The sequence below is a fragment of the Streptomyces sp. NPDC030799 genome, from assembly GCF_055572255.1.
In genome coordinates this window covers 97,663-110,338 of sequence record NZ_JBVIDS010000018.1, presented here as the reverse complement: position 1 = coordinate 110,338, position 12,676 = coordinate 97,663, and the positions used below count along the sequence as shown (strand labels likewise).

11 protein-coding genes are annotated in these 12,676 nt (G+C 72.4%); 3 read left to right on the top strand and 8 right to left on the bottom strand.

Annotated features, from left to right (window positions below):
• Positions 1-70: 70 nt before the first annotated feature.
• Genes ACZ41I_RS36610 through ACZ41I_RS36600 form a run of 3 tightly spaced genes read left to right on the top strand, consistent with a single transcriptional unit; the run spans position 71 to position 2,606 of the window.
• On the top strand, positions 71-1,495 hold the full coding sequence (locus ACZ41I_RS36610) for a S8/S53 family peptidase (RefSeq protein WP_468516172.1): 1,425 nt from the start codon (positions 71-73) through the stop codon (positions 1,493-1,495).
• Positions 1,492-2,130, top strand: a complete 639-nt coding sequence (locus ACZ41I_RS36605; protein ID WP_363220536.1) for an RNA polymerase sigma factor — start codon at positions 1,492-1,494, stop codon at positions 2,128-2,130. The genes ACZ41I_RS36610 and ACZ41I_RS36605 overlap by 4 nt, the downstream gene beginning before the upstream one ends.
• Positions 2,127-2,606: a hypothetical protein gene (locus tag ACZ41I_RS36600; RefSeq protein WP_468516171.1), complete on the top strand. Its 480-nt coding sequence runs from the start codon at positions 2,127-2,129 to the stop codon at positions 2,604-2,606. Before ACZ41I_RS36605 ends, ACZ41I_RS36600 begins: the two co-directional genes overlap by 4 nt.
• Before the next feature lie 6 nt (positions 2,607-2,612).
• Here ACZ41I_RS36600 and ACZ41I_RS36595 read toward each other — a convergent pair whose 3' ends face one another.
• The 8 genes from ACZ41I_RS36595 to ACZ41I_RS36560 all read right to left on the bottom strand — a co-directional run bounded on the left by ACZ41I_RS36595 (position 2,613) and on the right by ACZ41I_RS36560 (position 12,660).
• Complete coding sequence (locus ACZ41I_RS36595; protein ID WP_468318900.1) at positions 2,613-3,836, bottom strand: cytochrome P450; 1,224 nt, start codon at positions 3,834-3,836, stop codon at positions 2,613-2,615.
• Between the two features lie 174 nt (positions 3,837-4,010).
• Complete coding sequence (locus ACZ41I_RS36590) at positions 4,011-4,802, bottom strand: N-formylglutamate amidohydrolase (protein ID WP_468516170.1); 792 nt, start codon at positions 4,800-4,802, stop codon at positions 4,011-4,013.
• Between the two features lie 109 nt (positions 4,803-4,911).
• The gene (locus ACZ41I_RS36585) at positions 4,912-7,131 is read right to left on the bottom strand and encodes an NADP-dependent isocitrate dehydrogenase (protein ID WP_468516169.1); all 2,220 of its coding nucleotides are present in this window, start codon (positions 7,129-7,131) and stop codon (positions 4,912-4,914) included.
• Between the two features lie 112 nt (positions 7,132-7,243).
• Positions 7,244-7,708, bottom strand: coding sequence for a DUF4186 domain-containing protein (locus ACZ41I_RS36580; RefSeq protein ID WP_468318894.1), 465 nt, complete (start codon positions 7,706-7,708; stop codon positions 7,244-7,246).
• Between the two features lie 77 nt (positions 7,709-7,785).
• The gene (locus tag ACZ41I_RS36575) at positions 7,786-8,670 is read right to left on the bottom strand and encodes a restriction endonuclease (RefSeq protein WP_468516168.1); all 885 of its coding nucleotides are present in this window, start codon (positions 8,668-8,670) and stop codon (positions 7,786-7,788) included.
• Between the two features lie 98 nt (positions 8,671-8,768).
• Positions 8,769-9,863, bottom strand: coding sequence for a mechanosensitive ion channel family protein (locus ACZ41I_RS36570; protein ID WP_468516167.1), 1,095 nt, complete (start codon positions 9,861-9,863; stop codon positions 8,769-8,771).
• A 175-nt stretch (positions 9,864-10,038) separates the two neighbouring features.
• Complete coding sequence (locus tag ACZ41I_RS36565) at positions 10,039-11,571, bottom strand: amino acid permease (RefSeq protein ID WP_468516166.1); 1,533 nt, start codon at positions 11,569-11,571, stop codon at positions 10,039-10,041.
• 102 nt (positions 11,572-11,673) lie between these two features.
• Positions 11,674-12,660, bottom strand: coding sequence for a hypothetical protein (locus ACZ41I_RS36560; protein WP_363216512.1), 987 nt, complete (start codon positions 12,658-12,660; stop codon positions 11,674-11,676).
• Positions 12,661-12,676 lie beyond the last annotated feature (16 nt).

Genomic DNA, 12,676 nt, shown 5'->3' with positions numbered 1-12,676 from the left:
GGCCTGCTGTATCAGACGGTGGCCCCGCGGCTCTCACTGTCGAACACCGTCTGCAGGGGGAGGACACATCATGGCGCCACAGCGATTCCACGAGCAGTTCCAGCACATCCAACGCTCCTTGCCGCACGCGGCCCTGGCCATGGGCCCGGAGCAGGACGCCCATTTCCTCTACGAGAAGGGAGTCGTCCTGGCCCGGGACGGAGAGGAGGCCCGCGTCGTCGAGGACACGGTGCGCGCCCACTTCACCGCGACCGACGGTCTCGTCCCCGACCATGTCCGCCGGGACGGCCCGGAGACGGGCCGCACCGGCGTCACCCGCATCCGCATCGACGCCCCGGACGCCGGCGACGACACCGTCCCGCACGCGCTGCGGGCCCTGCGGGAGGCCGAGGACCGCCGGGGCCGCAGGCTGGTGGGCCGCAACCACGTGGTGCACATCGCGGTCAACGCCTGCCCCGGCGACGAGCCGGTGCCCGTCACCCGCACCCGGCCCGCCAACCCGGCCGCCGCCGAGGGACGTTACGACGCGGACAGCGCCGTCGGCGTGCTCGTGATCGACACCGGCCTGGTCCACGACCACGCCTCCTACCCGCTGCTCGCCCACACCACCGGCGACGCCCAGTCGGCGGAGACCGACGCCGACGGAGTGCTCCGCCAGTACGTCGGCCACGGCACGTTCATCGCCGGGATCCTCGCGGCCCTCGCGCCCAACACCGACGTGACCGTACGGGGCACCCTGAACGACTGCGGGGCGGTCCTGGAGTCCGAGTTCGGCGCCCGGCTCTTCGAGGCGGTCGACGAGGGCGGCTGGCCCGACATCATCAGCCTGTCCGCCGGCACCCCGACCGAGGGCGGCGACGGCCTGATCGGCCTGGACGCGTTCATGCGGGAACTTCGCGAGCAGCGCACGCTGCTGGTGGCCGCCGCCGGCAACAACGCCAGTGACACCCCGTTCTGGCCCGCCGCCTACGCCGCGCTGCCCGAGTACGCGGACAGTGTGCTGTCGGTCGGCGCGCTGCGCGCGGACGGCGACGGCGCGGCCTGCTTCAGCAACCACGGCCCCTGGGTACGGGCCTACGCCCCGGGCGAGCGCCTCACCAGCGCCCTCACCGGTTTCGGCGCCCCCGTGCCGTACGTCTACCAGCACTCCACCTACGACGCCTGCCGGTTCGGCTTCGACTACCCCTGCACCTGTCAGTTTCCGCGCCACACCGGTGTGCTGAGCGAGGGCCGGGAGAACACCGGGGCCAAGCCGGACCAGGTGATGTTCGACGGACTCGCGCAGTGGAGCGGCACCTCCTTCGCCACCCCCGTCGTAGCGGGACTGGTGGCCGCCCATATGACGGCGCACCAGGAGCGCGACCCGCGCGTCGCGCGCGCACGCCTGCTCGCGGCCACCACGGACACCGCCGAGGTGCGCGGGGCGCACGTCACGGCGCTCCGGCCGCCCACCTGGCGCCCCGTCCCCGTCGTCGCCCCGGCTGTGCCCGCATGAGGGCCGGAACCCTCCGCCCCACGGCGTACCATGACGTGCCGTACACAAGGGGTGGAGCCGTGGACCGAACAGAGGTCGGCGCGTTGGTCCAGTCCGCCGTCGACGGGGACGCCGCGGCCTGGAAAGCGCTGGTGGAAGGGATGAGTCCGCTCGTGTGGTCGGTGGTGCGCGCACACCGGCTCTCCGACGCCGACGGGCACGAGGTCTACCAGACCGTGTGGTTCCGCTTCGCCCAGCACCTGGGCCGGATCCGCGAACCCGACAAGGCCGGTTCCTGGCTGGCCAGTACCACCCGCCACGAGTGCCTCAAGGTGCTCAAGGCCCTGACCCGGCTGACCCTGACGGACGACCCGCGGGTGCTGGACCGGGCCAGCGACGACCGGACCCCCGAGGAGTCGCTGATCGATTCGGAGGACGCGGCGGACCGGGCCGAGCGGGTGCGCCGCCTGTGGCAGGAGCTCGACGGACTGGGGGAGCGCTGCCGGCAGCTGCTGCGCGTGCTGGTGGCCTCCCCGCCGCCCAGCTACGGGGAGATCTCGGCCGCGCTCGGTATCGCGGTCGGCAGCATCGGCCCCCTTCGCCAGCGCTGTCTGCGCCGGCTGCGGGCCCGGATGGACGCACGGGGTGCGGCGTGAACGACGACCATCGGTTCCCGGAACCGGGTGCGGCGGACGAGGAGACTGCGGACTCCCTGCTGGAGGAGCAGCTGCGCGAGGCGGCCGCCGTCCTCGACCCGGTCCCGGACGTCCTGCGGCAAGTGGCCCTGGACGCCTATGCGTTGCACGACCTGGACGCGAAGCTCGCCGAGCTGACCTTCGACTCGCTGGTGGACGCGCTGCCGGTCAGGGGCGTCACGGACGCACCGCGGATGCTGACGTTCCAGGCGGGTGCGGTCACCGTCGACGTCGAGGTCACCGACGACGGGCTGATCGGGCAGGTGCTGCCGCCGCAGTCGGCGCGCATCGAGGTGCTCGGCGGCCCGCAGACCGCCCGCCCGGTCACCGTCGACACCCTCGGACGCTTCAGCAGCGACACGGCACCGGCCGGCCCGTTCGCCCTCAGGCTGCGGACCGGCGCGGAGGTGATCGTCACGGAGTGGCTGCGGGCCTGAACCCGGTCAGCCGGCCCAGGTCACGGGCAGCGTGCGCGGGCCGCGGATCATCGTCTTGTGCCGCCACCGCACCTGCTCGGCCGGCCCGGCGAGCCGCAGCCCGGGCAGCCGGTCCAGCAGCGTGTCCACCAGCAGCTCGGTCTGCAGCCTGGCCAGCACCGCGCCGGTGCAGAAGTGCGGGCCGTTGCCGAACGCCACATGCGGGTTCGGATCGCGGTCCGGGTCGATGCGGTCCGGGTCCGGGAAGACGTCGGGGTCGCGGTTGGCGGCGAGGTAGGAGACGTAGACCGCCTCGCCCGCGGCGATCCGGTGGCCGGCGATCTCCACGTCCTCCCGTGCGATCCGGGCGAGCCCGACCGTGCTGCGGTGCGGGATGTAGCGCAGCAGCTCGTCCAGCACCGGACCGCGCGCCTCGGGACGCGTGAGCATCCGCTTCATCAGCTCCGGCCGCGTCAGCAGCAGGTACAGCATCTGCCCGCAGTTGTGGGTGACGGCCTCGCCGCCGATCTGCAGCGGGCCGGCCAGCCCGACGGCCTCCTCCTCGCTGATCTCCCCGCCCGCCACGGCCCGGCCGAGCACCGAGTAGACGTCCTCGTCCGTGCTGTGCGCGCGGGCCCGGACGACGGAGGTGATCCAGCCGTACAGGCCGGTCTTGGCCCGGCCGGCCGCCTCGGCCCCGGTGGTGGAGATGATCTCCCGGGTCCAGGTGTGCACCTGCGCGCGGTCGGCGGGCGGTACGCCCATCACCTCGCTGACGACGGTGATCGGGAACGGCTCCAGCACCCGCTCGACCAGATCGGCCGGCGGCCCGTCCCGTACGACACCCTCCACCAGCTCGTCCAGGATCGCCTGGGCGCGGGGCCGCAGCCGCTTCATGGCCCGCACCGTGAAGGCGTCGGCGACCGGCTTGCGCAGCCGGTTGTGGTCGGGCTGGTCGGCCCAGGCGAGCGAGCCGGGCCGGGGCGTGAAGTCCGGCGCGAGCCGGGTGATCCGACGCCGGGTCACCTCGCTTCGGCTGAACCGCGGGTCGTTGGAGATCAGCTTCACGTCGTCGTAGCGGGTCGCCAGCCACGCCCAGCCCTCACCGAACGGCAGCCGGATCCGGGTCAGCGGACCCTCACGCATGAGGGCGGCGAGGACCGGGTCGAAGTCCGTCCCGTCCAGGTCGAGTGCGGGCCAGTCGCGCACGGGCGGCGGGGCCTGGCCGGTGAGCGTGGTCTCCTCGGTCATGCGACCACCCTGGGACGGGTGCCTCCGGCTGTCCTGCGGGAGTGCGCCAGGTGGGTGGGTGGAGGGGGGCCGGGGCGTCCAGTGGGGTGCCGATGATTGTCGCCGGGCGTGCGCGGCGTTGCGGTGGCCGGGCGCGCCCACGCGGCGGAGCCGCACATCGGTTCGGTCCCGCCCTCAAGGGGCGCTGCAGATCGCGTTGATCAGTTCGGACAGTGCCTTTGCCAGTGGTTCCAGCCCCGGTCCGGCCGGGCCGCCCGGCTCGGTCATGTAGGTGTCCCTTCGTATCTCCACCATCAGGGCGGTGACCCGGGCGTCGAGGCCGTGGAACGCCAGGGGTACGTACGTCCCGGCGAACGGGGCGTCCAGGCCCGTCCCGCCGCAGACCGCGAACGCCCTGCGCGCCGCCTCGGTCAGGCCCGGCGGGGTGTGAAAGGTGTCCGTGCCCAGGCACACCGGCGGACGCGGGCCGGCGCCGTGCAGCTCGTAGGGGAGCGGCTCGCTCGGATAGGAGTGGACGTCGATCACCACGGCCCTGCCGGTCGCGGCCAGCCGCTCGGCGACCGCCTCGGTCATGGCCCGTGCGTACGGACGGAAGTACCGCGCCAGCAACGGCTCCGGATCGGTGCCCGCGGGCCGCAGCTCGGCGCGGTGCGTGGTCCGCGTGTACACGGCGCCCATGCCGACGGCCGTCATCTCCTCCCGTTCGTCCGGGAATCGCTCCGGGTCCACGACCAGCCGGGACAGCCGGTTCACGAACCGCCACGGTGTGACGCCGGCCAGCGCGGCGGCCCGCTCGGCGAGCTCGGCGGTGTGCGCGTCCGTGATGTGGTCGAGCTCCCGCTCCAGCGTGGCGTCGTCCAGCACGATCCCGGCCCGCACGTCGGCGGGGATCGTCCGCGCCGAGTGCGGGACGTGCAGCAGTACGGGCGATTCGGGGGCACCGGGAAGGAGTTCGTACGAGGACACGCGCGGCTCCGGAGCGTCGTCGGTGGTGTGGATACGGCTCCGCCCCGGCCGGGGGTGCCGGCCGGGGCGGAGGGTCACTCGGGTGCGCGGCTCGGGCGAGCCGCAGGCGTCAGCTGAGGGACGCCAGCGCCTCGTTCCAGGTGGCCGACGGGCGCATGACCGCGTCCGCCTTGGCCTTGTCGACCTGGTAGTAGCCGCCGATGTCGGCCGGCTTGCCCTGGACGGCGATCAGCTCGTCCACGATCTTCTGCTCGTTCGCGGCGAGGGTCTCGGCGAGCGGCGCGAAGGCCTTGGCCAGGTCGGCGTCGTCGGTCTGCCGGGCCAGCTCCTGCGCCCAGTACAGGGACAGGTAGAAGTGGCTGCCGCGGTTGTCGATGCCGCCGACGCGACGGGTCGGGGACTTGTCCTCGTTGAGGAAGGTCGCCGTGGCGCGGTCGAGCGTGTCGGCGAGGACCTTGGCGCGGGTGTTGCCGGTGGCCGCAGCGTACTGCTCGAAGGAGGGGACCAGGGCGAAGAACTCACCGAGGGAGTCCCAGCGCAGGTAGTTCTCCTTGACCAGCTGCTGGACGTGCTTCGGCGCGGAGCCGCCGGCGCCCGTCTCGAACAGGCCGCCGCCCGCCATCAGCGGGACGACCGACAGCATCTTGGCACTGGTGCCCAGCTCCAGGATGGGGAAGAGGTCGGTCAGGTAGTCGCGCAGCACGTTGCCGGTCACCGAGATGGTGTTCTCGCCGCGGCGGATGCGCTCCACGGACAGCTTGGCGGCCTCGACCGGGGACAGGATCCTGATGTCCAGGCCCTCGGTGTCGTGCTCCGGCAGGTACTGCCTGACCTTGGCGATCAGGTTGGCGTCGTGCGCGCGGCCCTCGTCCAGCCAGAACACCGCCGGGTCGCCGGTGGCGCGGGCGCGGGTGACGGCCAGCTTGACCCAGTCGCGGATCGGGGCGTCCTTGGTCTGGCAGGCGCGGAAGATGTCGCCCTGGGCGACCGGCTGCTCGATCAGGACGTTGCCGGCCCGGTCGGTCAGGCGCACCGTGCCGGCGGCCGGGACCTCGAAGGTCTTGTCGTGGGAGCCGTACTCCTCGGCCTTCTGCGCCATCAGGCCGACGTTCGGGACCGAGCCCATGGTGGACGGGTCGTAGGCGCCGTTGGCCCGGCAGTCCTCGATGACGGCCTGGTAGACACCGGCGTAGGAGGAGTCCGGGATGACCGCGAGGGTGTCGGCCTCCTGGCCGTCCGGGCCCCACATGTGACCGGAGGTGCGGATCATCGCCGGCATGGAGGCGTCGACGATGACGTCCGACGGGACGTGCAGGTTGGTGATGCCCTTGTCGGAGTCGACCATGGCGAGGGCCGGGCCCTCGGCGAGCTCGGCGTCGAAGGAGGCCTTGATCTCGGCGCCCTCGGGCAGGTTCTCCAGGCCCTTGAGGATGCCGCCGAGGCCGTCGTTCGGGGTGAGGCCGGCCGCCTTGAGGGTCTCGCCGTACTTCGCGAACGTCTTCGGGAAGAACGCGCGCACCACGTGACCGAAGATGATCGGGTCGGAGACCTTCATCATCGTGGCCTTCAGGTGCACGGAGAAGAGGACGCCCTCCTGCTTGGCGCGGGCGACCTGTGCGGCGAGGAACTGCTCCAGCTCGGCGACGTGCATGACGGAGGCGTCGACGACCTCGTCCTTGAGGACCGGTACCGACTCCTTCAGGACGGTGGTGGTGCCGTCCTCGGCGACCAGCTCGATCTTCAGCGCGCCGTCCTCGGCGATGACGACGGACTTCTCGGTGGAGCGGAAGTCGTTCTCGCCCATCGTGGCCACATTGGTCTTGGACTCGGGGGTCCAGGCGCCCATGCGGTGCGGGTGGGTCTTGGCGTAGTTCTTCACCGAGGCCGGGGCACGACGGTCGGAGTTGCCCTCACGCAGCACCGGGTTGACGGCGGAGCCCTTGACCTTGTCGTAGCGGGCGCGGATCTCGCGCTCCTCGTCCGTCTTCGGGTCGTCCGGGTAGTCCGGCAGCGCGTAGCCCTTGCCCTGCAGCTCGGCGACGGCGGCCTTCAGCTGCGGGATGGACGCCGAGATGTTCGGCAGCTTGACGATGTTGGCCTCGGGAGTCTTGGCCAGGTCACCGAGCTCGGCCAGCGCGTCCGGGATGCGCTGGTCCTCGTTCAGGTACTCGGGGAAGTGGGCGATGATGCGTCCGGCCAGCGAGATGTCCCGGGTGGTCACGGGTACACCGGCCTGCGAGGCGTACGCCTGGATCACCGGCAGGAACGAATGCGTCGCCAGGGCCGGGGCCTCGTCTGTGTAGGTGTAGATGATGGTCGAGTCAGTCACCGGGTGCTCCGCTCCACGTCTGCAACATTGCTCGACATCAAGATATCTCGTGATCGGGGTCCGCTCGACAGGGGTCCCGGCCGGAAATCGCGCCGCGCCGGTACCACCGAGATCAGCCCGGGCGGGCGGCGCCGGGACCGGTTCCGGCCCCGCCCGTCATCTCCCGCTCGATCCACCGGCAGATCACGTCCACCACGTACACATGCTCGGCCCGGGTCAGCTCCCGCCCCTTCGGAATCCCGTGCCAGCGCTCCAGGCAGCCGCGGCAGCAGGTGGCGGTCGCGTGCTGGGCGACGAAGACCGGGTGGCCGCGGTAGGGCGTCTGCTTGCCGTCCTTGTACGGCTGGGCCGGCGCCAGCCGCTTCGCGATCAGGTCGTAGGCGTGCCACCGGATCGTCGCCGGCCCCTTCAGCTCGGCGGTGGCCCGGTCCCGCCCGCGCAGGTGGAACTTCGCCCGGAAGGGCTGCCGGGCGAGCGCGTCGAGCCGCCGGTCGAGCGAGCCGGGGTCCCGCTCCCGGCCGGGTGAGCGGTCGGCGGCCGGCTGCCCGTGCGGGCCGGGATCGGGGAAGGACGTCATGTCCTTCGAGCGTAGTCGTGCGCGAGAGGACCGGCGTGGCTCCCCGGCCCTGACCGGACGACGACGCCGTACTCAGCTCAGGGCCCGGGGGGTGTGCGGTGCCAGGGAGTCGGCGCGGTGCCGCTGTGCCAGGCCTCCAGATCGTCGCCGTTCATGCAGACGATGCCGCACTGGCGGGCGTACTCGAGCGCGGGTGCCGTGAAGTCGCTCGTGGTGACGACCGCCGCGACGTCGGCCTTGTGGATGGCGAAGCAGGTGCCCCCGAAGCGCTGCATGTCCTGGGAACCGACCTTGTTGGCGTACCCGTACTGTTTGCACTGGATGACCACCCGCCGCCCGTCCGGGGCGACCGCGACGATGTCCGCCCCCAAGTCGCCGGCTCCTCCCACCACTTCCACCTCCCGGCAGTCGTCGCGGACGCACAGTTCCGCTATGGCCTGCTCGAAGCCGTCCGGGTCGAGTTCTGCGTAGCCGGCCCCGGTGCCGGGAGGAGCGGTGAGCTCCGCACCGTCCGGGCCCGGCGGAAGCGTGGTGGCCGGCGCGGCCTCCGGCGGAAAAGGGTCCTGCGCGGGGTCTGCCGGAGCGACGTCGCCGGACGGCTCGCCCGGCGCGCCGATCGGCACGGTGGGGGCGACCACCGCCTCCGTCGCGGTGGCACCGGCGTCCAGGCTGGCGGACGCCTTCTCGGCCGCTTCCTCCAGGGCCCGCGCGGCCCGGCGGGCGCACCTCGCGGCGGACAGGCGGCGCCACCGCGACGGGAACCTCAGCGCGACCGCCAGACCGAGCATCGCCAGCACACCGGCCCACAGCGGACGGCGTTCGACGACCCCCGCCGCCGTGCGTGCCAGGAACGCGCACACGCACAGGACGACCGCAAGCATCAGGAAGAACATCGCGGTGGTGCGCAGATCGAAGCGTCGGCCGGGCTCCGCGGCCCGGACCCGACGCACGGGTATGGTCATCCCGACTACCTCCTGGGCGGCGGCGACGAAGATCTTCCGTCTACGGATGCCCAAGATCGCGGAACGCTCTCGCGGTACCTCCCCCGTGCCCGTTCGCCCTAGTCGGCGACGGCCCGGTCGCCGGTGACCATGTCCTCCCCGCTGCGCTGCTGCGGGATCACCACCGCGCCCTGCTGCAGCGCCACGGTGCGGGCGGGGGCCGGGATGCTGATGCCCTCCGCGCGGTAGCGGCGGTGCAGGCGCTTGATGAACTCGTGCTTGATCCGGTACTGGTCGCTGAACTCGCCGACGCCGAGGATCACCGTGAAGCCGATGCGGGAGTCGCCGAAGGTGTGGAAGCGGATGGCGGGCTCGTGTTCCGGGACCGCGCCCTCGACCTCACGCATGGTCTCCGCGACGACCTCCGCCGTCACGCGCTCCACGTGCTCCAGGTCGGCGTCGTAGCCCACCCCGACCTGCACGAGCACCGTCAACCGCTGCTCGGGATGGGTGTAGTTGGTCATGTTCGCCTTGGCGAGCTGGCCGTTGGGGATGACCACCAGGTTGTTGGACAGCTGGCGGACCGTCGTCTGGCGCCAGTTGATGTCGACGACGTAGCCCTCCTCGCCGCTGCCGAGCCGGATGTAGTCGCCCGGCTGGACCGTCTTGGAGGCCAGGATGTGGATGCCCGCGAAGAGGTTGGCGAGGGTGTCCTGCAGGGCGAGGGCCACGGCCAGACCGCCGACGCCCAGGGCGGTCAGCAGGGGCGCTATGGAGATGCCGAGCGTCTGCAGCACCACCAGGAAACCGATCGCCAGGACCAGCACCCGGGTGATGTTGACGAAGATGGTCGCCGAGCCCGCCACGCCCGACCGGGACTGGGTGACCGAGCGGACCAGACCGGCGATCACCCGCGCCGCCGACAGGGTCACCACGAGGATCAGCCACACCTCAAGAATCTGGGTGGCGTGGTGCTGCACGGTCCTGGTCAGCGGCAGCACGGCCGCGGCCGCCGCCAGCCCGCCCGCGATCGCCGCCCAGGGCACGACCGAGCGCAGCGCGTCCACGATGACGTCGTCGCCGCTCCAGCGGGTCCGCTTGGCGTGCTTGGCGAGCCAGCGCAGCAGCGTGCGCGACAGGAAGGCGAGCAGCAGGCCCGCCGCGAGGGAGATGCCGGCGAGGACGAGGTCGTCGAGGGTCAGCGCGCGGTTCACCGGTCACCTCCGGGGCGTGCTGCGGTGTGGGGAAGTCTCGTCACGTTGTCACCTGCTCGATGTGCGGGAAGTGCGATCGCGCCGGCCGGGAACTCCGGTGACCGGCGCGATCGTTCATCCTGCCGTATCCGGCGCACCAGTTCGTACCGGGACCGGTGCTCTTCGGACGCGTGGCTCAGATGATGCCCTCCGCGAGTTCGGCCTGGTCGCGGTCGCTGCCGTACGCGGCTGCGGTCGGGGTGCCGTAGGACCGGCGGGCGACGTACCACCAGACGGTCGCCAGGACCAGGACGACGGCGAGCGCCACGGAGGCGTAGTTCATCGTGTCCACGGTGACCGGCGAGGTCTGCGGCAGGCAGAACAGCACGGTCACGCAGGCCACCCAGATCACCGCGACCCAGCCGATCGGCCTGCTCCAGCGGCCCAGTTGCCACGGCCCCGGCCGGAACCGGTCGCCCGCGCGCAGCCGCAGCAGCACGGGGATGGCGTAGGCAGGGGTGATGCCGATGACGTTGATGGCCGTCACCGCGTTGTACGCCGTCGCCGAGTACAGCGACGGCAGGGCGAGGACACCGGCGACGATCACCGACAACCACACGGCGGCGACCGGCGTCTGGGTGCGCGAGCTCACGGTGCGCCACAGGTGCGAGCCGGGCAGCGCGCCGTCCCGGCTGAACGCGAACACCATCCGGCTGGCCGCGGCGACCTCGGCGTTGCCGCAGAACAGCTGGGCGGTGATCACGACCAGCAGCAGGGCGCTCGCGCCGTCGGTGCCGAGGCCGTCGAGCAGAATCTGCGCGGGCGGCACACCCGTTGCGGTGGTCCGCGTGGCGTCGTAGTCCTGGATGGCGAAGGTCAGACCGGCGAGCAGCACGAACCCGGCGATCCAGGACGCCCAGATGGACCGCACGATGCCGCGTGCCGCGGACACCGAGGCCTGTGAGGTCTCCTCCGACAGATGGGCGGAGGCGTCGTAGCCGGAGAAGGTGTACTGCGCGAGCAGCAGGCCGATCGCCGCCACGTACAGCGGGTTGTGCCAGCCGGTCTCGTTGACGAACTTCGTGAACACGAAGGACGCCGACCGGTGGTGGTCGGGGACGATCGCGAGCGCGCCGACGATGAGCGCGACGCCCGCCAGGTGCCACCACACACTGACCGAGTTGAGCACGCTGACCAGGCGCACGCCGAACAGGTTCAGCACCGCGTGCAGCAGCAGGATCGCGCAGAAGATCAGCATGGTGCTGCCGGGCGTGGGGGTGAAGCCCCACTGCAGGTTCGCGAACGCGCCGGCGAACAGCGCGGCGCCGTAGTCGATACCGGCGATCGCACCGAGCAGACCGAGCAGGTTCAGCCAGCCGGTGTACCAGCCCCAGCGCCGGCCGCCGAGCCGGTCGGCCATGTAGTACAGGGCGCCCGAGGTCGGATAGGCGCTGGTGACCTCGGCGAGCGCCAGGCCGACGCACAGCACGAACAGGCCGACACCCGCCCAGCCCCACAGCATCACGGCGGGGCCGCCGGTGTTCAGGCCGAAGCCGTACAGGGTCATGCAGCCGGACAGGATCGAGATCACCGAGAAGCTGATCGCGAAGTTGCCGAAGCCGCCCATACGGCGGGCCAGCACCGGCCGGTAGCCGAGTTCGCGCAGCCGCTGCTCCTCGTCCTGCTGCGGCAGGCCCGGGGAGGGCGCGGGATCGGGGGTGGGGGACATGCGGGGACCTCCGGGGTCGACGGGCTTGCGGGCAGAACGCGTTCAGGGCCTTTCAGGGGTCGTGAGGGTCGGACCGGGGCTTCGGGGGCGTTCAGGGAGCCTTCACGGACGGGAGCCGTCCACCGCCGCCCGGCAGCGCTCCCGGGCCTGGGTGAAGACCTCCACGGCACGGGCGCGGTCGGGGGTGCGGTACATCCACGGGGGCGGTGTGAAGTACGGGCCGATGGCGTCGAACACCCGTGCGGCGTCGGGGAACTGCAGCGAGCCCCACAGGGCGTGGGCCAGGTGGTTGAGGTCCGGCAGGGAGCGCTCGGCACCGTCCGTGTGCTCGAACCAGGACCGCAGGGCGCGCCCCGCCTCGCGGGCCGCGTCCTCCGCCACCCAGTGCAGGTCGAGCGCCGCGTCGTGACCGCTGTCGCGCCGGTAGCGCTCGACACGGACGTACAGCGGCAGCACGTGCAGTGCGGAGCCGGGCGGGGCCTGGGCGGCGGCCCACTGCGCGTAGCCGGCGGCCTCCGCGAGCCGGCCCGAGCCGCCCCGCGCGTACAGGAACTGCAGCATCCGGTGGTGGGCCTCGCGGTTGTACGGGTCCCGCCGGCCCGCTTCGGCCAGCAGCCCCCAGGGGCCCGGCGGCAGCACCGGTTCGGGCGCGGCCACCCGGTGCTCCGCCCACTGCTGCTCCGGATCCAGCTGCGCCAGTGCCAGCAGGCAGACCCAGGGCACCGGGTCCCGCGGGGCGATCCGGGTGGCGGACTGGGCGGCGTCCCAGGCCTCGATCCAGAGCTCATGGGTGCGGCGGTGCTTCTCCCGCTGGGCCCGCAGCGCCCGTTCCACGCCGACCCGCGCGTGCATCACCGCGGCGTGCACGCTGTCCGGCTCCTCCGCGAGCCAGGCGCGCACCACGTCGGTGCCGGCGGCGGCCGCCGCGAGGACCTGGGTGCGCTGGGTCCACTGCCGGCCGTGCGCGGTGTCCGCGAGCAGCGCGCGCATGGCCATCCAGCGACCGGTGCGCAGGTCCTGGAGCGCGGCGCGCAGGGCGTGGTCGGGGCCGGCGGGGTCGTAGGAGGGACGGGGGCCTTCTCTGGCCATTAGCCGTCGGTCCCGG

Excerpts from the sequence above, each read along its gene's own strand:
- ACZ41I_RS36610 (WP_468516172.1), top strand. The coding sequence starts at position 71 with ATGGCGCCACAGCGATTCCACGAGCAGTTCCAGCACATCCAACGCTCC.
- ACZ41I_RS36605 (WP_363220536.1), top strand. The coding sequence starts at position 1,492 with ATGAGGGCCGGAACCCTCCGCCCCACGGCGTACCATGACGTGCCGTAC.
- ACZ41I_RS36595 (WP_468318900.1), bottom strand. The coding sequence starts at position 3,836 with ATGACCGAGGAGACCACGCTCACCGGCCAGGCCCCGCCGCCCGTGCGC.
- ACZ41I_RS36580 (WP_468318894.1), bottom strand. The coding sequence starts at position 7,708 with ATGACGTCCTTCCCCGATCCCGGCCCGCACGGGCAGCCGGCCGCCGAC.
- ACZ41I_RS36575 (WP_468516168.1), bottom strand. The coding sequence starts at position 8,670 with ATGACCATACCCGTGCGTCGGGTCCGGGCCGCGGAGCCCGGCCGACGC.
- ACZ41I_RS36565 (WP_468516166.1), bottom strand. The coding sequence starts at position 11,571 with ATGTCCCCCACCCCCGATCCCGCGCCCTCCCCGGGCCTGCCGCAGCAG.
- ACZ41I_RS36560 (WP_363216512.1), bottom strand. The coding sequence starts at position 12,660 with ATGGCCAGAGAAGGCCCCCGTCCCTCCTACGACCCCGCCGGCCCCGAC.